Source organism: Parabacteroides hominis (assembly GCF_014287585.1).
GTDB lineage: Bacteria > Bacteroidota > Bacteroidia > Bacteroidales > Tannerellaceae > Parabacteroides > Parabacteroides hominis.
This window is the reverse complement of the sequence record NZ_JACOOJ010000053.1, coordinates 1-21,850: the sequence shown is the minus strand read 5'-3', so window position 1 is coordinate 21,850 and position 21,850 is coordinate 1. Positions and strand designations below refer to the sequence as shown.

At 46.7% G+C, this 21,850-nt stretch carries 12 protein-coding genes; 7 read left to right on the top strand and 5 right to left on the bottom strand.

The features are described from left to right. Positions 1-172: 172 nt before the first annotated feature. The 3 genes from H8S65_RS21350 (at position 173) to H8S65_RS19160 (ending at position 5,831) form a co-directional block, all read left to right on the top strand. Positions 173-871: a helix-turn-helix domain-containing protein gene (locus H8S65_RS21350; protein WP_366498197.1), complete on the top strand. Its 699-nt coding sequence runs from the start codon at positions 173-175 to the stop codon at positions 869-871. A 363-nt stretch (positions 872-1,234) separates the two neighbouring features. Next, a complete protein-coding gene (locus tag H8S65_RS19165) occupies positions 1,235-2,047 on the top strand; it encodes a DUF6261 family protein (protein WP_186931435.1) in 813 nt (270 codons plus the stop codon). 184 nt (positions 2,048-2,231) lie between these two features. Further along, positions 2,232-5,831, top strand: a complete 3,600-nt coding sequence (locus H8S65_RS19160) for an ATP-binding protein (RefSeq protein WP_186931434.1) — start codon at positions 2,232-2,234, stop codon at positions 5,829-5,831. Between the two features lie 85 nt (positions 5,832-5,916). Here H8S65_RS19160 and H8S65_RS19155 read toward each other — a convergent pair whose 3' ends face one another. Further along, positions 5,917-6,813, bottom strand: coding sequence for a hypothetical protein (locus H8S65_RS19155; RefSeq protein WP_186931433.1), 897 nt, complete (start codon positions 6,811-6,813; stop codon positions 5,917-5,919). Positions 6,814-6,984: 171 nt separating this feature from the next. Here H8S65_RS19155 and H8S65_RS19150 point away from each other — a divergent pair, with 171 nt between their 5' ends. Then, positions 6,985-8,349, top strand: a complete 1,365-nt coding sequence (locus tag H8S65_RS19150) for a sigma-54-dependent transcriptional regulator (RefSeq protein WP_186931432.1) — start codon at positions 6,985-6,987, stop codon at positions 8,347-8,349. Further along, positions 8,346-9,347 (top strand): sensor histidine kinase, encoded by a 1,002-nt coding sequence (locus H8S65_RS19145; RefSeq protein WP_186931431.1) that lies wholly within the window; start codon positions 8,346-8,348, stop codon positions 9,345-9,347. Before H8S65_RS19150 ends, H8S65_RS19145 begins: the two co-directional genes overlap by 4 nt. On the opposite strand, the gene H8S65_RS19140 is transcribed toward H8S65_RS19145, so the two are convergent. After that, positions 9,313-11,697 carry an ATP-binding protein gene (locus tag H8S65_RS19140; RefSeq protein ID WP_186931430.1) on the bottom strand — a complete coding sequence of 795 codons (2,385 nt, stop codon included), beginning with the start codon at positions 11,695-11,697 and terminating at the stop codon, positions 9,313-9,315. The two genes, H8S65_RS19145 and H8S65_RS19140, sit on opposite strands and share 35 nt — an antisense overlap. 101 nt (positions 11,698-11,798) lie before the next feature. Beyond that, positions 11,799-14,189 carry a TonB-dependent receptor gene (locus H8S65_RS19135; protein WP_186931429.1) on the bottom strand — a complete coding sequence of 797 codons (2,391 nt, stop codon included), beginning with the start codon at positions 14,187-14,189 and terminating at the stop codon, positions 11,799-11,801. 80 nt (positions 14,190-14,269) lie between these two features. On the opposite strand from H8S65_RS19135, the gene mnmC2 reads away from it, so the two are divergent. Then, positions 14,270-14,950, top strand: coding sequence for a tRNA (5-methylaminomethyl-2-thiouridine)(34)-methyltransferase MnmC2 (gene mnmC2 / locus H8S65_RS19130; protein WP_186931428.1), 681 nt, complete (start codon positions 14,270-14,272; stop codon positions 14,948-14,950). Here the strand turns inward: mnmC2 and trxA are convergent. Both trxA and dnaE read right to left on the bottom strand, forming a co-directional pair. Further along, entirely contained in the window at positions 14,945-15,259 is a 315-nt protein-coding gene (gene trxA / locus H8S65_RS19125; RefSeq protein WP_005637649.1) for a thioredoxin, read from the bottom strand. The two genes, mnmC2 and trxA, sit on opposite strands and share 6 nt — an antisense overlap. A gap of 68 nt (positions 15,260-15,327) precedes the next feature. Beyond that, positions 15,328-19,128, bottom strand: a complete 3,801-nt coding sequence (gene dnaE, locus H8S65_RS19120; protein WP_186931427.1) for a DNA polymerase III subunit alpha — start codon at positions 19,126-19,128, stop codon at positions 15,328-15,330. Between the two features lie 126 nt (positions 19,129-19,254). Here dnaE and H8S65_RS19115 point away from each other — a divergent pair, with 126 nt between their 5' ends. Next, positions 19,255-19,884, top strand: a complete 630-nt coding sequence (locus tag H8S65_RS19115; RefSeq protein ID WP_186931426.1) for a porin family protein — start codon at positions 19,255-19,257, stop codon at positions 19,882-19,884. Positions 19,885-21,850: the final 1,966 nt, after the last annotated feature.

Genomic DNA, 21,850 nt, shown 5'->3' with positions numbered 1-21,850 from the left:
ATAACAAAAAATCTTATGCCGAAAGTTACATAAACTTTGGGTAATAACAAAGTCCGAGCTTGGGAAAGTTCGGACTTTGCGCATAAAAAAAGAGGATGCGACGGTTTTGACACACCCTCTAGGGGGAATTTGTTTGTGTGGAACTGCCGTGTTGAATATATTCTCGTTCAAGATGAAAGTCGCAAGAAATAATATTATTGTTATTCTGCCGAATCAATTGGTTTCTGTAACCGAGGCAAGCAGCGATTTCAGCATGAGATATTTTAAGATTTCGGAGCTCATGTTTCAAGAAACCCTAAGCGTATTATGGAGGATGACTCCTGATTTTTTCTTTTATATGCGAAACCACGCGGTCTATCATGTTACGGATGAAGAAGCCGAGAGTTTCCAGCGTTATTGTAACTTCCTTATCACAAGGGCGAACCGTCCGGTTCCGACAGAAGATTTTAGAAGGGAGAATATATTGCAAGTCCTCCGAATCTTTTATTGGGAGCTCTATGTCTCATATAAGGAGAACCCGGAAGCTCAGAAAACTAAATATTCGCATAAGGAAAAGTTGGTATATGACTTTTTCTGTTTGGTTTTAGAGCATTACCAAAAAAATAGCGAGGTCACTTTTTATGCCGATAAATTGAATGTATCTCCCAAATATTTGACGATGGTTGTTTATTCCTTGACAGGGAGGTCAGCCAAAAGTTGGATTGTGGAATATATGATTCTTGAGATAAAAGCTTTACTCCGGAATTGTAGTCTTGATATTAAAGAGGTAGTCTCTCGTACGAAATTTCCGAATCAGTCTTTACTGAGCCGTTTTTTTCGGAAATATGCAGGGATGTCTCCGACTGAATACAGAAACTCTATATACATTTAAAAACGGATGGAATGTCAAAAAAAATCATTGCAACGACCGTCATGTAAACGAGAAAAGGCGGTTTCATCCATGCAACGGCTGTCGATGGAAGGAAAATGGCAAAAGGTTTCTTGCGACTGCCGTCACATAGGCGGGGCGGATGGTTTGAACCTTTGTGACGGGCGTCGGCAGATAGGATTTGGCAAAATGTCACTTGCGACGGCCGTCGCTGTTTTCCGAAAGGAAAAATGGCTTTTGCGACACTTGTCGATAACAGGAAAACCCACAAGGACAAGTTTGCAGTATGAAAATAAAGCATGTTTTGAGACACTTCCTATAGAGATGGAGGGTTTATTTATATTAATCTTTAAATCTTAGAAAAAGATGAAAGAAATCATTGAAGCACATTTTGGTGCGAGCCGTAACGCCGAACATTACCTGCTGCATGCCGGGATTTTGGCTATTATCACTCCTGAATTTGCTGAAAAATATTGTTTCTGCAAAATTCGCGAGGAATATGCCTCACTGTTCAAGGCCGAAGATACCGCCTATTTGCAAAGCCGTGCCTATGAAGACACGAGACTGGTTAACCAGAAGGACGCCGAACGCGACCGTGTGTTTACGATGGTGCGCCAGACGATTGATGCGTTCGCAGGGTGGCCAGTGTCGGCTAAACGTGAAGCTGGCGTGAAATTGGCCTTTGTCTTGAAACCGTTCCGGGGTGCAAATTCGAAACCGATTGCCGAAAATATCGCGATGGTTGCGAACTTCCTCCAGGAAATCCGCCGTGACGATTTGAAGTCGGCCGTTACGGAGCTTGGACTTGACGAGCTGCTGACTTTGTTGGAAACGCTCAATAACGAATGCAATGTGATCTATAATACACGCTCGGATGCCAAGTTGATTCGCTCTGTCGCGGATAACTTGCGCGAGATTCGTCCGAAAGTCGATACTGGTTTCCGTATGGTTGCAAAAGCGGTCAATTCTCTTTTTATGGTGAATTTATTGGTCGAGCAGGATGCTGACAAAGAACAGGAATTGGAAGATATAATCGATCGCGTAAACGCATTGTTACTTCAGTTCGGCGAAACACTTTTGCGGCGTAAGGCAGGAATGAAGCCGAGTGTAAAGCCTGGAAGCAATATCCCGGTCGATGATAAACCGGGAGGAGAAGAAGAACGGCCCGGAGAGTTGTAAATAGAGTAATAAAAGGGGTAAAAGATGTTTTTGGGTTTATTTTTTTATGTGTTTTGCAGAAGTCGAGGATGTGCCACAATGGTGCATCCTCCTTCTTGCGAAATATTTTTAAGGATTATTTATAAGGGATATCAAACACTCACTCCATGTGAGGACATCATCGGTTTTTTAATTTAAAATTTTTATGAGAAACAAACTTTTGATCGCTTGGGTCATGTTCATGCTTTCGGTCACATCCGCCATCGGTGTAGTAGCCCAACAAACACACCTTGAAAAGCAAGATAAGATAATTGTCGTGGGAGATTGGCTTTTCCCTCCCTATGAGTTTTTAAATGCTCAAGGTCAGCCAGATGGTTTTATCATAGACCTATTGGAAGAAGTCATGAAAGATCAAAATTTGGAATATGAAGTAAGACTGACACATTTCCTTAACGCCTTGAACGAACTGAATATCGGAGAAGCAGACCTGCTGACAGGACTGACCTATAGTGACAAGCGAGACACAATTTACGAGTTTTCCCTTACCCATAGTTTCATTTACCACAGCATCATCTGCCGCAAAAATTCCACGATACGGACATTGGACGGGCTAAATGGCAAGAAAGTGCTTTTTCAGGAAGGTGCACTTACTGAGGATTTGCTGAACGACATGGGGATTAGTTGCGATACACTGTTGTTTTACGACAATATGGACGATGCCTTGCGGATTCTGGCTAACGGCGGTGGCGATGTGGCTGTTTGTGGAAGAGAGTTGGCACAGCATATCATCACCTGTGGCCGATTATCGAACCTGGAGATACGTCCCGTCAATATGGAACCGAACGAATATTGTTTCGCTACCCAGAAAAGCAACCAGACGCTGATCCATCGGATAAACACTTCGATCGCCAAGCTGAAGGCGAATGGGATTTACGATAAGTTGTACGACAAGTGGTTCGGTATCTACCAACCTTCGAAGGCTGACTACACTAACTGGTATATTGTCTTTGCTTGCGTCCTCCTGCTACTGCTTGTCGCCGGATCATTCATTCAGTTGTTGCGACGGCAAGTGCGCCTCGCCCTCCGGAAAAGTGTCCGGGTGAACCAAAACTTGCAGTCCGTGTTGGGTAAATATGAGCAGCTAAGCCAGCAGTATCATGCTGTACTGAAAGCACTTCCCGCCGGTGTGGAGATCTATGATAAAGACGGGATGCTGATTTACATCAACGATCGGGACATGGAGATATTCGGAGTGCCTGCAAGAAAAAAAACGGAAGAAAGGTCTCTTTGTTTCTATGACAATCCGGCTCTGGACGAGTCTGTCAAAATGCAAATTAGAGCCGGAAAAGACGTGGATCTGACTGCTGAGTTCGATTTTGAGAAGATCAAGACTGTCGGTTATTTCCAAACTATCCATAGCGGTAAGAAAGTCATCGAAGGACGAAGCCGCATCCTGCGTGGCAAAGACGGGAAGATCGAGAACTTCATCTTCGTGAATTCCGATGTGACCGACCTCTATAACCACCACCGGGAAGTGGAAAAAGCCAAAGCACATCTGGAAACCGTACAAACAGCCCTCACCATGGCCGTGAAGGCCACCCGGTTATTCATCGCTTATTACGAGGTGGAAACCCGTAAGTTTTATTATCTGTACCAGGGTTCATTTAAGCCTTCAAATATCAGGATGGATGAGGCTATCGCTTTTGTGCACGAGGAAGAACTGGCTGATTATAGACGGTATGTCGATGACTTGCTTTCCGGTGTAAGCGAAGTGCATCATGGTGTCTACAGGATGCAAAAGCAAAAGGGAAACCCTTATCGATACTATGAAGTGGATTTTATCGCGATAAAAAATAAGGACGGGATCGTGACACGCCTTGCCGGTACGCAGCGTGACGTGACAGAACAGGTACAGACTAACCGGGAGCTGAGTTTCCTCAATGAACAGCTATCTCAAAGCCGTCAGGAATTGAACACGGCACTGGCTGCTGGTGGTGTGGCAGCATGGAGCTATAAGGTGGATTCACGTATGTTCGATACCATACAGGGAAAGGCTCTTGCTGGAACTGGCCTGAGTCTTGAAGAGACCCTGAAGATACTCCATCCGGACGATCGCGGTTCTTTGGTCACGGCCTTGGAAGATATCGTGGCCAAACGGAAGAAAAGGGTCTCTATGGTCTTCCGTTTCAAAGTGGACGACATTGAGGGCACTTATCGATATTACGAGAGCAACATGATAGGCGAGGAGATGGATGGTAGAATCGTTTCGATCATGGGGTCGCAAAAAGACGTCACGGAACAGCACCAATATCAAGCCTTGTTGGCAAAAAGCAAGAAAATGAACGATCTGGCTTTAAAAGCCTCCGATATTATCTTGTGGGAATATGATGTGGAGACCGCGCTCTTTACCTCCTATAACGAGCCGCTGAACGGGTATGACCCCGCTGTCAAACTATCAATGGCCGATTTCAAGAAATACATACATCCTGACGATTTCTCCACGAATATGTCAGAGGCGCTACAGGCGTTGCGTAATGGTTTCAACCAGTCGATCCAGTTCAACTTCCGCCTCCAAACCCCTGCCGATACGGAATGGCAGTTTTGCTCCGTTTCGGGTAGCCCGTTAGAGGTTGACAAGTCGGGTAACGTGTTGAAATTTGTCGGACTCAGGCAAAACAACACGAAGCTAATCAAGACAGAGGAACTGCGTAATAAGAATGTCTTGCTGAACATGATCTTGCAGGCCGGGCATATCGTGCCCGTGTTGTGGGATATGCAGACAGACAGGGTTTACATCACCTCCTCCATCATGGAGCATGAGACTCCGATGTTTGACAAACAGCAAAGTTGTATTCAGTTGAACCAGCTCCTGCACATTTTACACCCTGATGATACTATCCGCCTGTCAGATGCGTTGAAGAAGGTCCGCTCCGGTGAGTGTGTGAACATCCATGACGAGGTGCGGTATGGCAAGAAGGGGCTTTTCTCTGATTATTACGAGATCAATCTTGTCGTGGTGAATACGGGAGACGACGCCGACAAAGCGGTTGGCTACATACAGAACATTACCGAGCGCCGCTTGTTGATGCAAGAGTTGGAGTCTGCCAAAAACAAGGCGGAGGAATCTAATAAACTGAAGTCTGCCTTTCTTGCCAACATGAGTCATGAGATCCGTACGCCTCTGAATGCGATTGTCGGCTTCTCGGAACTACTGGCGGCCGAGACGGAAGAGAGCGAAAAGCAGAAGTTCAACGCAATCATCGCCACTAACAACGAGTTGCTGCTCCGGTTGATCAGCGACGTGCTGGACCTCTCGAAGATCGAATCCGGAATAATCGAATTTTGCAAGCAACGCTTCGACCTGGTTACCTCCATGCAGATGTTGTATCGCTCATTAAACCAAAGGACCCGTTCGGAAAACGTCGAGTTCAAGCTTGACAGTCCTTACAAGAGCTGCTACATCGAGCTGGATGAGAAACGGATTCAGCAAATCCTATCCAATTTTGTGACCAACGCGATAAAATTCACCAAGAAAGGTTGCATACAGATCGGCTATATATATGTAGATCGAGGAATCCGCATCTACTGTAGTGACACGGGAGTCGGTATTCCCGAAGAAAAGTGTCCTCTCGTATTTGACCGTTTCTATAAAGTAGACGAGTTCAAACAAGGGACCGGGTTGGGGTTGGCTATTTGTAAAGCGATCATAGACGCCCAGCATGGTGAGATCGGGGTTAATTCCACGGCTGGATCAGGCTCGACGTTCTGGGCTTGGCTTCCCTGCAAGGCTGAGATACAGGAATAAAGTCGCAGGTAAGAGGGAATGTCGGAAGTACGGTAAGAATAAGAGGCTGCTGAGTCATTTTCACACAGCCTCTTATTCTTTTGTATTATTCATTCCAGTTATACAGGTTGACTTTTTTATGCCGGCTGACCTGTTCCTTTACTTCCGGGAAGTAGCGGGCAAGAATAGCATAGAGTCCCGGATCGTATGCTTTCAGTTCCTCGCGGGTGTTAATCTTATTATGTTTGCCGTCGCCATCATCCGTATTGACCTCAGCGTTCACGTTAAACCAGTTCTGGACTCCTTCCGCCCAATATTCCCAGACGTTTGTTGCGGCGTAGACATTTTTCCAGCGGCCTTTGGCTACGGCTGCATCCAAAGAAGCTTGTAATTCGTCGTTGAACTCAGGATGAATCGGGAGAATGCCGGCTCCGTGTATGGTATGGGCGAACTCGTGGATCAGGATATCTTCCGCATGATATTTGTCGATCTGGTAGGCGAGGATATTCTCTTCGGCGCAAGTCGAGAACGGATGTTCGGCATCGCCTCCTAAGCCACGGGCACGTACGTCCCAGTTTAGTGTCGTGTCTTTTGCCAGGAAAGCATGTTCGGGAATATCCGTCGTCCCTTCGTAACGCGCCATGATGCCGATGCGGGTCTGCCGGTCGGTCAGTGATTTCATGACCTCGCGTGGAAGTACGTCTGTCAAAGCCTTAATGCTGATATAAGCAGCGTAAAAGCAGGAGTCGGGGACACGCCAGGAGCTGACGACATGAATGCCGTTCACATTCATATATTTCTTATAGAAGGGATCGAGTTTGAGTTCGGCAGGAGGAGCGGTGATTGCAGGAGTGTCTGTCAACAAAGCGATCGGGACTTCTTCTTCTGTCACCGGACAGGTACATGTACCGTTGCAAGCATTGTTTGTTTTAACCGCAGGTTGGCAACCTGTAAGAGCTGCCATGCCGACAAGGGCGGAGATAAATAGCCGGAATGTTTTCATCGTAGTAATAATTTTAAATGGTTTATGTTGTATTTGCCTGTAAATGTATGAAAAAAAGGTGTTATTCCGCACAAATTATGTGCAGTATCGCACATACATTCCATATTTATAATACATATCTTTGTCACGTCAAGGATGATTTTTTACAAGAGATAGAATAATATCAGAAATATGAAGAACGGGAAAATATTGATTATAGATGATAATGAAGATGTCCTCTTCGCGTTGAACCTGTTGCTTGAACCTTATGTGGAACAGATAAAGGTGACGACGCAGCCGGAACGGATCGAACATTTTATGTCGACATTCGTGCCGGATGTTATTTTGTTGGATATGAATTTCCGGCGGGATGCGATCAGCGGACAGGAAGGGTTCTTCTGGCTCGAAAAGATAAAGGCTGCTGATCCCGATGCCGTGGTTCTTTTTATTACGGCCTATGCAGACACGGAAAAAGCCGTGCGTGCCATAAAAGCGGGAGCCACCGATTTTATTCCGAAACCCTGGGAAAAAGAGAAACTGCTCGCTACCCTCTCGGCTGCCTTGAAATTGCGTGAAAGCCGTACGGAAGTCAATACGTTGAAGCAGCGGGTCGAGGTACTGGGAAACACTGAAGATACCGGTTTTGAGATTATCGGTGAGAGCGATGCCATGCAGGAACTGTTTGCCACGATTGCCAAGCTGAAAGATACGGATGCCAATATTCTGGTTTTAGGAGAAAACGGGACCGGAAAGGATCTGATTGCACGCGCACTCTATCATCATTCGCCCCGTAGCAGCCAGGTTTTTGTCAGTATCGATTTAGGGAGTATTCCGGAACAACTGTTTGAAAGCGAACTGTTCGGATATGAAAAAGGAGCTTTCACGGATGCCCGGCGCGATAAACCCGGACGTATGGAAGTGGCTTCGGGCGGAACCCTGTTCTTAGATGAAATCGGTAATTTGAGCTTGCCGATGCAGGCGAAGTTATTGACTGCTATCGAGAAAAGGCAGATTCTCCGTTTGGGGGCTACCCGTTCCGTGCCGATCGATGTGCGGCTGGTCTCTGCCACGAATATGGATATCCACGCGATGGTCCAGGAAGGAACTTTCCGGCAGGATTTGTTGTACCGGATCAATACGATCGAACTGCATATCCCTCCACTCCGTGAACGGGGAAATGACATCCTGCTCTTGGCCGACCATTTTCTGAACCGTTATGCCCGCAAGTATAAGAAGAAGATAGGGGGGCTTACCCGGGATGCGAAAACGAAGTTGCAAAGCTATGCGTGGCCGGGTAACGTCCGCGAACTGCAACATGCGATCGAGCGTGCCGTGATTCTTTCTGATGGCTCTATGCTGAAACCTGAAAACTTTATGCTGCATCCTGCGCATGTCCAAAAGAAAGGGGAGCCGGACGAACTGAACCTGAGCGTTCTCGAAAAGGAAGCGATCGAACGTGCCCTTCGCCGGGCGGACGGGAATATCACCCGTGCAGCCGAACTATTGGGAATCACCCGTTTTGCCTTGTACCGGAAACTGGATAAGCTGGGCCTATGAAACGATATGTCCTTTTCCTGAAGATCGGATTACTGGTCGTGTTATCCCTTTCAATTGCCTTTCTGCTTTTGAAAGGTTTGTATTTTACGTCTGTCATGTGTTTTATGATCTTGCTGGGAATCGCTTTTTCCCTTTATCAGGATCAGCGGAAAATGCTTCAGAGGATGGAGCATCTGATAGCCAATATCCACTACGGGGATATGAACCTGTCTTTCCCTGTACCTTCGACAGACGGACCGGAGGCCAGCCTGACACGTGCCATGAATGAAGCGCTTTCCGCTTTTCGGACCCGCCTCTACAATGTGGTGGTGGCCGAGGCGGAGACAGATGCCTGGCAGAAGCTGATCCGTGTCCTGACACATGAGATCATGAATTCTATCGCCCCTATTATTTCCCTGTCGGAGACGGTGACGGAACGGGCGACCTCCAACGGATTGAACGAACGGGATTACAGCATTATGTTGCAAGCCATGCAAACGATACACCGCCGGAGTAAAGGCCTATTGGACTTTGTCGAGAATTACCGGAAGCTGACCCGTATTCCGGCTCCGACACAGCAGTTGTTTCCGGTCTCCTCTCTTTTTGACGATTTAAGGGGGCTATATCCTGCCGGTGCTGTTTCGTTCTCTTTCTCAGTCCGTCCGGCAGACCTGCGTATTTATGCAGATCGGGCCATGATTGAACAGGTGTTGATAAACCTGTTGAAAAATGCTGCCGAGGCATGCCGGGAACGTCCTTATCCCGAAGTCCGGGTGAATGCGTTCAGGCGTGAAGGAGTTCCGGTTATTACGGTATCAGACAACGGATACGGCATTGTGCCGGAAGCAATGGATAAAATATTTGTACCGTTTTTTACGACCAAACAGGGCGGTTCGGGAATCGGCCTGAGTGTTTGCCGGCAGATCATGAACCGGCATGGCGGCAGTATTTCCGTTATTTCGGAAGAAGAGAAGGGGGCGACTTTCACTTTGCAATTTCCCCAGACCCGCGTATTGTAGAAGAAAGATATTGGGTGATGATCTTTTTCAACTCTGCCGGTTTGATCGGCTTAGCCGCATATCCGTTGAAGCCGCTTTGTTTCACCCGTTGTTCATCTTCTGCAAAAGCGAAAGCCGTTACGGCAATAATAGGGATATCGGAATCTTCTTTTCTGATCTCGGCAGTCGCTTCATATCCGTCCATGTCCGGCATCTTAAGATCCATCAGGATGAGATCCGGATGGTGTTCGCGATAGAGCCGGACAGCTTCGTTCCCGTCATGGGCATGCAATAAGTTGTAATCTTTCAAAACGGCACGGATCAGTATATAATTGCTTTCGTTGTCTTCAGCGATCAGCAACGTCGCCTTTTTCGGATTCGGGCTGTCGATCGCGACCTCTTCGTCTGTCGTTGATTTTTCCGGTCGGACGTTTCTGTTTTGGATGACAGAGTCCGGCAAGGTAAACCAGAAAGTCGAACCTTCCCCCAATTCGGATTCCACACCGATCTCGCCATCCAACTTTTTGACGATCATCTGGCAAATGGCAAGTCCCAGACCCGTACCTTGTGCGAAACTGTTCAGCTTTACGAAACGGTTGAACACGAGATCTTTCTTTTCCGGTTCGATGCCACAGCCGGTATCACTGACATAGAATAACAATTTGCCGTCTTTGTGCCGGTAACCGAACCGGATGCTTCCTTCCTTTGTGAACTTTATAGCGTTGTTGATGAAGTTCGTCACGACTTGTACCAGGCGGTTCTTGTCTGACATGATGATGCAATAAGGCATTTTCTCGACAAAAGAAACCTGTACCCCTTCGGGAGCTTTCAGGCGGGAAGACTGTTCGATATCGGATAATAGGGCATTGATATCTATTTCAGAGTCGATAAACTCCAATGTGCCGGCTTCTATCTTGGCAACGTCCAGAATATCGTTGATTAACTGAAGGAGCAATTCGTTGTTGCTGCTGATGATATTGATATACTCATCCCGCTCTTCTTCGCTCTCGGCTATTGTCAGCAGGTTGGAGAAGCCGACAATTGCATTCAGGGGCGTACGGATTTCATGGCTCATGTTGGCCAGGAAAGCCGATTTCAAGCGGTCTGATTCCTCCGCTTTGTCTTTGGCTTTTCTCAGTTCGATTTCGTCTTCTTTCTGCTTGTCGATCAGGACCAGTAATTTATTCTTCAACTTGTTGGTACGCAGGTAGAAGTAAAACATCATGATAAGAAATAGCAATAAAACGATTGCTGCCAGCAACAGGATCTCAAATTTATATTGCACGAATAATCCTACTTCCGTATTGATCAATACGGAATGCGGGGGCAGTTCTTTTGTCGTAATTCCTCGTTCTTTCAGTTTTTTGGCATCGAATGTGTACACGTTCGGGATTGTTTCCGTGCCGAGCTTGGCAGGGTGTTCCTTTAAAAGATAGATTGCCTGGCTCGCCAGGTCTTTTCCTATGGAGCGGTATTTCGGGATGTAGCCTCCGATCGCCCAATGCCCCAATCCGATGGATGTCAGCGAGAAAGTAGGAACTGCGGGGTTAGCCAGCATCATGGTGTAAGTCGCGTTCCCGACATAATATCCGTCGTTCACGTCTACACGCCAGGTTCCCAGGAGGAGGGCGGTTTGTGGAGGCAGGCGCTTAATTTCCTCAATGATGTTATAGATGTCATTCTTTCGCCCGTCCAGAGGGATAAAGTCAATCCCGTCTATTTTCTTGATTTCTTTTTTTACCAAAGCCTGGAGGGAAACACCGCCATAACTGTTGTCTGTTATCAGGGCAAAATGCTTGGTGCTCGGATATAACTTGCGAACCAGTTCTATATTGGCCTTGATATCATAATTATAGACAAATCCCGCCAGATTCCTTTCTTTGTTTTTCAGATCATTAATGTCAATGCTTTCAGGTTCCCATTCGGTAAGGTCGATATTGTTGTCCGGCAATAAGACCGCATTCCGGCTGACCATGCCGCAAAGTATCGGGATATCGCGGATTATGCTGTCATCTTGGGAAAGGTAAGAGGCCCATCCTTCCTGTCCGAGAATAACGATCAGGGCAGGGCTGTTTTCTCCCTGGTATTTATTCAGTAAATTCCGCATTCTTTCCTTCCAGAAGGGAGCTTCGGGCAGGCTCTTGCAGTTCATGTTCTCGATGACGACAGGCGAGCTTCCTCCCTGCATCTTGTACTCTTCCATGAACTCGGAAATGTTTTGAGTCGTGTTGCGTGTGTCGGGATTGTAAGAACTGATTATGAGGATAGGATTGTTTTCATCAGCATGGACTTGACATGTGAAGAGCAAGCAAATGACTGTGAAAAAGAATAGCCATGTATGCTTTAAGTTGTAAACGGATGACCTACTCATTAAATGACTTTTATTCTAAAGTTCCAAAATTAATCCCTTTTTGAATCCTGCCTGCAAAAATAGAAATTATTTGATATAACTTCGCATAAATCAGTACATTTCTAATATTCAATCATGATTCCTATACTGGGTAATAAAGTCCCGGTACGCCGTTCCACGGGCTTTAACTCGTAGCGCTGTTGATCGACAGGGGCTTCAGGATTTAGGATGTTGCCTGTTTTGATATACACGTCCTGCTCTTTATATTTGGAATTCAGAATATTCTGTAAGTCAATATAAGCTCCCAACATGAATTTTTTCAGATAGAAGGTCTTGTCTATCCGGATATCCAGTTGCGTGAAAGGTTTTAGCCGTTCGCTGTTGAAGCGGCTGTAGTCATAATAAAGGCTGCCGCTGGCATCCCAGGCTTCGACCAAGCTACTTTTTTCAACGTCGTAAGGGGTATAAGGCGCACCGCCTACGACTCTTAGTTTAGCCCCGATATCCCAGTTCTTAGGTAGCGCATAGGTTCCGCTGAATGTGAAGAGATGGCGGTTGTCCCAAGCTGACGGGATGTATTTTCCGCTCCCGCGTCCGTCCTTGAACTCGCTCCGGACGTAGGTGTAGGAGGCGATAAAAGTCAGTCCTTTATAATTATACCATCGTCCGGTTAGTTCGAGGCCGTATGCTCTTCCGGTAGCAGTCGAGTTGACCGCTTCGTTTCCTAAAACCCCGTAGTCCGTACCCTTAGAGGCAAGTGGAATGCTGTCGACCAATGACATCGGATACTGGTCATATTTCTTGTAAAACCCTTCTGCCGAGAATTTCAGATAAGAAGAAGGGCGGTATTCCAGTCCGAGCCCCGCCTGGTCGCTCCTGATATAAGTCAAGCGGTTGTCTTTATTCAGATAGTTGCCCTGGTTGTCTTTGAATCCGAGAACCGTATAAGGAGGCAATTCGTAATATCTGCCGATGTTCCCGTTCAGATAGACCGCTCCAAACAAACGGTAGGAAAGGGAGAGGCGGGGGGAGAGCTGGTCCAGGAGGTTGTTCATCTCCGACGAATAGTCGTTGGCATCCGTCCGCACACCTAAAGAAGCGGTGAAACGCTCGTTGTCGCTTTCATATATGGCAGTGGCATAAAGCCCCCATTTCAAAAGTCCGAGATCCGTCTGATAGTTGATCACTTTGGGGATTGTGGTGAACTGCTTCTGGTATGTGCGGTTGGTGTAGGTCGCATATTCGAGGTTCCCGCCGACATTCAGCCGGAAGAAAGGAAAGCGGAATATGTTTTCACTGCGCAGCTTGTTTTCGATTTCGTCCGAACGGTAATTGAGAGTCAGGTTCTCTTCCGAGCTTTCGTCATTATCCCTGTATTTGATATTCCGGTTGTTTAACTGGCTCCGGCTGGCGATCAGCGAATAAATGTTTTTGCCGGAGTAATGTTTGTAAACCGCTCCCAACGTGTATGTCTTTTGCTTGACCACCGGCAGATAGGCTAAGATATACTGGTTCTTTTCACTCATGTCTTCCATGCCCGTGTTGAGTTTCATGTCGTCGATAGCTCCCAGCCCTAAAACCGTCAGTTCGTTTTTCCGGTTGAATGTGTGTTTCACCTTGAACTGTGCGTCTGTAAAGGTCGGCAGGAAAGGCAGTCCGATCATATCGAACAAGAATTGCAGGTATGAACGGCGGACGGACACCTGATAAGTCGTTTTCTTACCTGCCGGTCCGTTTGCTGAAAAACCGATATCCGAGGCTCCGATCACACCTCGTAACGAAAACTTCTCCTTGTTCCCGTCCTGTAGCTTGAAATCAAGAACCGAGCTAAGAGCGTTCCCGCGTGCGGCAGGATAGGCGGCAGAATAGAAATCGACTTCGCGTATGAAGTCCGGGTTAATGATCCCGACAGGACCGCCGGAAGCCCCCTGCGTGGAAAAGTGGTTGATGTTCGGTATTTCTACGCCATCGAGAAAGAAACGGTTTTCAGACGGCCCACCACCTCTGACCATCAGGTCGTTGCGAAAAGCAGCCGTAGACGCCACACCCGGAAAAGATTGTACGACCCGTGATATGTCCCGATTCCCACCGGCACTTTTCTCGATCTCTTTGAACCCGATCACGCGCAGTCCGAGCGGACTTTCTGCCGTCTTGCGGAAAGGCGAGGCGACGATGCTTACCTCCTGCAGGCTTTCGCTGCTTTCTTCCAGTTCGATAGGAAAAAACATATCCTTGTTGGAAACTCTGAATTCTGCCGTAACCGTTGGCTTATAACCGATGAAGGAGGCTTGCAGGCGATAGCTTCCGGGAGCGACTCCGGTAATCTCGAATTGGCCGGTCGAATCAGTGACAGTCCCTTCTATCGTATTCCAGATGACGACATTGGCAAAACTTACCGGTTCGCCGTTGGCGGCATCTTTTACGATACCTTTTATGGAATATGTTTGTTGGGCCTGCATCATTTGTAAACCCGTAAACAGCAAGAGCAAAAGAAAGATATATTTTTTGGCCATCCTCGATTCTTGTTATGATTACAAAGATATATAAAAACCGGGATTAAAAACTTACCTTTGCAGGCATATTATAGAAATATATGCAGAACGCAACGAATCATATCAAACGGGAATTGCAGCTGACGGCGGATGGAAGCCATACGCTCTTTATCCCCGAAATGGACGAGCACTACCATTCCGTGAACGGCGCCGTGCAGGAATCGCGCCATGTCTTTATCGAAGCCGGGCTGCACCAACTGGAACGGAAGGAAATCACCGTTCTGGAAATAGGCTTCGGGACCGGGCTCAATGCCTTTCTGACTTTGTTGGATGCCGAGGCGCATCAACGGAAAATACATTACTATTCGGTTGAACTCTACCCGTTGGATGCAGATGTAATCGGGAGCCTGAATTACGGGGAAATGATTTGCACCGGGCGGAAAGATGTTTTCCAGGCCCTGCATCAGGCGGAATGGGATGTTTCGGTTCCGGTTACGGAATTCTTTGAACTGCATAAAATACAAGGAGACAGTAATACCTGCGATTTGCCGGACCGGATCGACCTGGTCTATTTCGATGCGTTCGCACCCGATAAGCAGCCGGAGATGTGGAACCGGAATATCTTCGACCGGTTGTATGCCCGTACGACCGGAGGCGGGGTTTTGACGACCTATTGTGCGAAAGGCGCTGTCCGGCGTATGATGAAAGAAGCCGGATATTCTGTCGAAAGAATACCCGGCCCCCCTGGAAAGCGCGAAATGCTTCGTGCTATTAAATTATAAAAGAGCTTCGATTTTAGATACGAATGTAGTTTTAGGAGCAGCGCCGACCTGTTTGTCCACTACCTTGCCGTCTTTGAAGAAAAGAACGGTCGGGATATTGCGGATGCCAAACTGTGCAACCACGTCGTTGTTGTTGTCTACATCCATTTTGCCGATTGTAACGCGGCCTTCATATTCGGTAGCCAGTTCGTCGATGATCGGGCCGACCATGCGGCAAGGACCACACCATTCAGCCCAGAAGTCAAGGACCATAGGCTTACCAGAGTTTACCAACTCTTCAAAATTCGCATCTGTAATTTGTAGTGCCATATCTTTAATTATGAATTATATATTCCAATTTTGTGCAAAAGTACAAATTCTTTTATACCGTACAAATACTACCCGTTAATTTTAAAATCCATATTCTCGTTCGTTTGCAAGAATTCGACCAGGTTGCGTGTGACATTGAGCCGTATGTTCTGCGAGAAAAAATTCTGTATGATATTGTGTTCGCCGTCAACCACCTTGAAATATAACAGACTTTGGCCCGGATTGTTTTTAATCAAGGTCGAAAGTTCGTTTACGGTCGGTTCGTCAAGGTCGTGGATCGGGACCGTGATACTGATCTTTTCGATCAGGCGGTCCTTCTCTTCCTGTAGCAACTGGATGGCTCCGATAGAGAGGCTCAGACGACCTGAATTGTAGCGGTCTTCCACACGCGCCTTGATCAGCAGGTACATGCCTCGCTTACCGAATTTGCTGTAATCGACGTAATCTTTGCCGAACAACGCTATTTCGCCGCTACCGGTAAAATCTTCTATCTTGATAATGCCGTAAGGGTTCCCTTTCTTGGTCATCCCTTCGCGGAAGTCCGTAACGATACCGCCGAACAGCAAGTCTTTCCCTACCAGGTTTTCCTTGTCGTTTATCTCCGCCATGCCGGTATTGCATACATACGTCAATATAATGCGGTATTCGTCCAACGGATGGGCGGACAGGTAGATGCCGACCAGCTCTTTTTCCTTATTCAGGCGTTCGAGGTCGCTCCAACGTTCGCATTTCGGTATTTCCGGTTTGGCGATGGCGACAAAAGCATCTCCTCCGAACAGGGAGTTGGTTGCCGTGTTCTTGTCTGTCTGGAACTTATTGCCATAGCGAACCAGCGTTTCGAGGAATAATTCCCCTTTGCCGGTTTCGGCAAAAAACTGTTCCCGCTGGATGCCGAAATTGTCGAAAGCGCCGGCCAGTGCCATCGATTCGATGTTTTTCTTGTTGCAGGCAGTCAGGTTGACACGTTCCACAAAATCAAAGATGTCTTTGTACGGGCCGTTCTTCCTCCGTTCTTCAATGATATTTTGCACGGCGGCTTCACCGACGCCCTTCACGGCGCCCAGGCCGAAACGGATGTTCTTGTCCTTGTCTACGCTGAACTTCAGGATCGATTCGTTCACATCCGGACCGAGCACCTGAATACCCATCGCTTTGCATTCGTCCATGAACTTTGTGATATCCACAATGTTCGACAAACTTCGGCTCAGGACGGCAGCCATATATTCGGACGGGTAGTTCGCTTTCAGGTATGCTGTCTGGTAAGCTACCCATGAGTAGCAGGTCGCGTGGCTCTTGTTGAAGGCGTATGAGGCGAATTTTTCCCAGTCGGACCATATCTTCTGCAAAGTTTCCTCCTTGTAGCCGTTCGCCTTTCCACCCGCCATGAATTTGGATTTCAGGTGGTTCATCTTCTCGATCAACTTCTTTCCCATCGCCTTACGGAGGGCGTCACTCTCGCCGCGGGTGAAGTTTGCCAACAGACGCGACAAAAGCATGACCTGTTCCTGATAGACGGTGATGCCATACGTGTCTTTCAGATACCGTTCCATAACGGGAATATCGTACTTGATTTCCTCTTTTCCCTGTTTACGGGCGATAAAAGAAGGGATATAATCCATAGGCCCCGGACGGTAGAGGGCGTTCATCGCGATCAAGTCCTCGAACTTGGACGGTTGCAGTTCTTTCAGATACTTCTGCATGCCGGCGGATTCAAACTGGAATGTACCTGTTGTCTTTCCGTCGCAATATAGTTTGTAGGTCGCCGGATCTTCCAGGCTGATATGGTCGATATCCAGTTCCTGCCCGGTCGTCAACCGGATGTTTTCGATCGCTTCCTTGATAATCGACAATGTTTTCAGCCCTAAGAAGTCCATCTTGATCAAACCGGTCTCTTCGATCACCGAGCCTTCATACTGGGTGACGAGCATCTCTTCACCGGTATCCTTGTCCTTAGCCGTGCTGACAGGCACGACGTCCGATATATCGTAACGTCCGATGATGACGCCGCAGGCATGCACACCCGTGTTGCGCACATTGCCTTCCAGCATTTGCGCATATTTCAGGGTGTCGCGTGCCAGCGGATCGTTTCCGGTAGCCGCCTCTTTCAGTTCAGGCACATAATTGATCGCATCCTTCAGCTTGAACTTCTTCATATCCGGTATCTTGTCCGGGACGAGTTTTGCGAGGCGGTTCGATTCGGAAAGCGGGAGTTTCTGCACGCGTGCGACATCCTTGATGGCCGATTTGGTCGCCATCGTGCCATAGGTGATGATATGCGCCACGCGCTCTGCGCCGTATTTATCCGTTACCCAGCGAAGCACTTCCCCGCGACCGTCATCGTCGAAGTCGGTATCGATATCGGGGAGCGAGATACGGTCCGGATTCAGGAAACGCTCGAACAGCAAGTCATATTTGATCGGGTCGATCTTGGTAATCCCCAGGCAGTAGGCAACAGCCGAACCGGCAGCCGATCCACGGCCGGGACCGACCGAAACGCCTAATTCTTCGCGGGCGGCACGGATAAAGTCTTGCACGATCAGGAAGTAACCGGGGAAACCCATCGTCTTCATGATATGCAACTCGAAGTTCAACCGTTCCTTGACTTCGTCGGTCAGATCATCTCCGTAACAAATCTTTGCCCCATCGTATGTGATCTTTTTCAGATAGTCGGCTTCCAGTTTGATACGGTACAGTTTTTCGTAACCGCCTAATTTCTTTATTTTGTCGTGTGCGGCCTCTTCGCTCAGGACAACGTTCCCGTTTTCATCGCGGGTAAATTCGTCGAACAAATCCTGTTCGGTGAATTTCTGGCGATATCCTTCTTCCGTCCCGAAATCTTCGGGGATGGCGAAGGTCGGCATGATAGGGCCGTGGTCGATGGAGTAAAATTCCACCTTGTCGGCTATTTCGAGCGTGTTGCTGAGGGCTTCAGGAATATCAGAAAAGATGGCATTCATCTCAGCCGTCGTCTTCATCCATTCCTGTTTGGTGTAGCGCATGCGCTTCGGGTCGTCCAGGTCTTTACCCGTACTGAGGCAGATCAGGCGGTCGTGCGCTTCCGCATCTTCCGCGTTGACAAAGTGGACGTCGTTGGTCGCGATCACCTTGATATTGTGTTTACGCGCCAGTTCTAAGATCACCTTGTTTGCCGTTACCTGGTGGGGGTACACATCCTGCGCGGCGTTCGGGTCATGTGTCTCGTGCCGCTGTATTTCCAAATAGTAATCTTCTCCGAACAGGTTCTTGAACCAAAGGACCGATTCTTCTGCCTTGTCCATCCGTCCGTTCAGGATATGCTGCGGAATTTCCCCGCCGATGCAGGCGGAGCATACGATCAGGTCTTCGTGATATTTTTCCAGCAACTCCTTGTCGATGCGCGGACGTCCGTAAAACCCTTCCGTCCAGGACAAGGAAACCATCTTGATCAGGTTCTTGTATCCGTTCAGGTTCTTAGCCAACACGATCAAGTGCCATCCGCTCCGGTCGTTCTGCGAAGCGAGTTTGCTATGCCGTCCGTAACGGGCGCAATAGCACTCGCAACCGAAGATCGGTTTGAATATCTTTTTCTTTTCTTCTTCGATCTTTGCGGGTATTTCTTCAAGGCGGGCCTGCTCGTCGGCGGTCAGTTCCGTTCTGTTTTTCAGATCTTTCAGCTCTTTCTCATAATCCTTGATGGCTCCTAACGGCTTGCCGTTTTTCTTGGATACCTTGTTGAAGAACTCTTTTATTCCGAACATCACACCGTGGTCGGTGACGGCAATCGCCGGCATACCATCCTTTTGCGCTTTGTCAATCAAAGCGTCGATCGATGCTTGTCCGTCCAGCAGTGAATACTGGGTATGTACGTGAAGATGTATAAACGGTTCCATATCAATTCTTAATCTTTTTATTTCGGCCTATAAAGATACGGGTTATTTTACAAATTTATTCTATCGGCAGTTATAATCCGGTTGAAAAATTCTATCTTTGCTTTTGATAACTCAGAGATTAGCAATATGAGAAAAATTATATTTATCGCCTTTTTGGCAATGTTGATGATTATGCCGTCAGCCGCTCAGGTTACTTTCGGCGTACGTGCTGGTGGCGCTTATTCTTCTCTGGTGCAAAAAGTGGAAGGAACGTATAATGCCGGCGCCCGTTTCGGTTTCAGTCTGGCGGGGCTTGCCGATATACCTTTATATAAAGGTTTATCTTTGCGTCCGGAATTGGCTTTTGTGAACCAGGGCGGTTCTTTCATTTCGAACTTCCAGGTGGAAGGGGCGAAGAACTCTCTCAATAAATGCAGTTACTACTCTATCCAGGTTCCTGTAAATCTGGCTTATACATTTCATATTAATGATGTCCAGTTAGGCGTTTATGCCGGTCCCGCCCTCGATTTCTCCCTGTTTGGGAAAATGAAGACCGAAAACCAGAATGTGGATATCCATTTCGGCCAAACCAAAGAAGCCGACCTCAAAACATTCGACTTGGGCGTTAGCGTCGGCCTGCGTGTCGATTACAGTCGTTATTTCTTTTCCGTCGGGGCTCTTTGCGGTACGTTGGATCGCCGTGCCATAGAACGTGAAGGCGAATCTTCCCTGTATCAAAACAATGTGACGTTGTCGTTAGGATATATGTTCCGGTGAGACGTCGGTTTGCTTGTCCGGCAGACTGTTTGGTAGACTGTTTTGGAACGTTGATAATCATCGCTATTTGTTTTCGCAACAAATTATCGGTGTGTTTATAGCACTTGACAAACTCTCTCTTCTTTAAGCCCTGTAAGGGCGACACAGGTAACATAATATGATAAAAAAAATACAAGAACCCCTCCCAAAAAGGCGGATATTCATATTTTGTTAATATTCAGGCTCTTGCCAAATATCTTGTTTCTTAAAAAATATTATCCTTGCAGGAAATTTGAAATATATGGGGTATAAAATCAAATTTCATGCGCTACTGTTTCGATCCAGACCAATGGGTATTTTGGAAAACCGTACAATAAGTAAGAAATGACAAAAAGATTGCTTCAAGCAAAGCGGAATCGGTAAATGCTGATTTATATGTGAGCCGACAAACAAAGCTGTGCCTAATGTCGTAGCCTCTTTTTTGCCGTCTGCTTCAGCAGACGGATAGATGATTGTTCCGGCTTTGCCGGTTCCTATGTGGGGTTTAATCCCTTTTAATATAAGAAAAACTGAACCTATATTTTAGGCACGGATTTCACGGATTACACGGCAAGAAGTTTTTTTCAAAACATATTTAAACCGTGAAATCTGTGTAATCCGTGCCTGAAATTGGTTCAAATTTGCCAAGATATGAGTATGTGAAGTTGCCCCTATTGATGCCTGTCGCTTCCCGAAAAGACAGGCATCGGTTGCCGGATAGATGCCTACCTTTTTGCTGCTACCCTATAGGCTTTTCCCTGACAGGCTAAAGGCTGTATTTTTTAGCCTATAACCTGTATTTTATGGGACAGGAACCAATTAGATCACTTATATGACAAAACTAAAAAACAGGGTTCACGGCGGTAAAAGGCTAATGGCCAGCGATTTGTTGTGAAGGCTGTGAAGGCTGTGAAACCGGTTTACGATCATCCAATCCTATCGATCGATCCCGCCTTTTTTTATCTTGCATTCACAGGGTTCACAGCAACATGCTGATCTACAGAGTTTCCAGGATAGTGTGAACCCTAATTAAATAAAACAACCAGGGGGTATTTAGAGGATAATCTAAGAAGATTTGAACCTGTAAATGATGATTTACCGGTGTATAATATGGATGGCGTGCCGTAGGCTCTCTTTTGCCGTCTGCTTCAGCAGACGGTTTAAAAGATTTAGAGGCAAAGCCTCTTCCTCTGTGGACTTCAGTCCCTTTCATCTATTGTATCAATCATCTATCCGTCTGCTGAAGCAGACGGCAAAAGAGAACCTGCGGCACAAGACGCTGCCTTGTCTGTTTGCTCACCCATAAATCATTATTTATGTTTCAAATCTGCCAGGAAATGAGCCTTTATTCTATCATGCTGTCATGGTTTGTCTGTCATCTTTGGATTTATCCGAAAGCGACGGACAAATTTGATAAAAAGACGTATGATAGTTGTTTTTGTTTTCAATAACAACTTGACAGGATAAGATGCCGGTAAAAGAAAGCATGAACTATTTATGACCAATACTTTATACATCAAGTTCTCTTTTATTCCCCACAAAAAAAGATATCTATTATAGTGAATCTATCGTTTCGAGAGGTATTTCTCTCAATTTGGATGATTGCCACATTTACCCCTTAAAGATGAAAGTCGTGCCTATTATCTCTCTTAGATATCTGGTCTATTTTTGCATTGTAAAGTTAAAAACCTCTACAAGGGGACATAGTTCTAATAGGACTCAGGTTTTGGATCACTGATAAATAGGGCTTTACGAAGATGTGAAGGGTGAAACTTTTACAAACAGATTAAAAAGAAGGTTCATTTTCAAAGTAAAAAGGGGACATAGTTCTATTAGAACTACGTCATAAAATTAAAACACAACAAGATAAAGTTAAACGATAAAATATATACAAGTATGAAGCTGAAAAATATATTATCAATGGTTTGTTTCCTCTGTCTGGTATTTT

Excerpts from the sequence above, each read along its gene's own strand:
- H8S65_RS21350 (WP_366498197.1), top strand. The coding sequence starts at position 173 with ATGAAAGTCGCAAGAAATAATATTATTGTTATTCTGCCGAATCAATTG.
- H8S65_RS19165 (WP_186931435.1), top strand. The coding sequence starts at position 1,235 with ATGAAAGAAATCATTGAAGCACATTTTGGTGCGAGCCGTAACGCCGAA.
- H8S65_RS19160 (WP_186931434.1), top strand. The coding sequence starts at position 2,232 with ATGAGAAACAAACTTTTGATCGCTTGGGTCATGTTCATGCTTTCGGTC.
- H8S65_RS19155 (WP_186931433.1), bottom strand. The coding sequence starts at position 6,813 with ATGAAAACATTCCGGCTATTTATCTCCGCCCTTGTCGGCATGGCAGCT.
- H8S65_RS19150 (WP_186931432.1), top strand. The coding sequence starts at position 6,985 with ATGAAGAACGGGAAAATATTGATTATAGATGATAATGAAGATGTCCTC.
- H8S65_RS19145 (WP_186931431.1), top strand. The coding sequence starts at position 8,346 with ATGAAACGATATGTCCTTTTCCTGAAGATCGGATTACTGGTCGTGTTA.
- H8S65_RS19140 (WP_186931430.1), bottom strand. The coding sequence starts at position 11,697 with ATGAGTAGGTCATCCGTTTACAACTTAAAGCATACATGGCTATTCTTT.
- H8S65_RS19135 (WP_186931429.1), bottom strand. The coding sequence starts at position 14,189 with ATGGCCAAAAAATATATCTTTCTTTTGCTCTTGCTGTTTACGGGTTTA.
- mnmC2 (WP_186931428.1), top strand. The coding sequence starts at position 14,270 with ATGCAGAACGCAACGAATCATATCAAACGGGAATTGCAGCTGACGGCG.
- trxA (WP_005637649.1), bottom strand. The coding sequence starts at position 15,259 with ATGGCACTACAAATTACAGATGCGAATTTTGAAGAGTTGGTAAACTCT.
- dnaE (WP_186931427.1), bottom strand. The coding sequence starts at position 19,128 with ATGGAACCGTTTATACATCTTCACGTACATACCCAGTATTCACTGCTG.
- H8S65_RS19115 (WP_186931426.1), top strand. The coding sequence starts at position 19,255 with ATGAGAAAAATTATATTTATCGCCTTTTTGGCAATGTTGATGATTATG.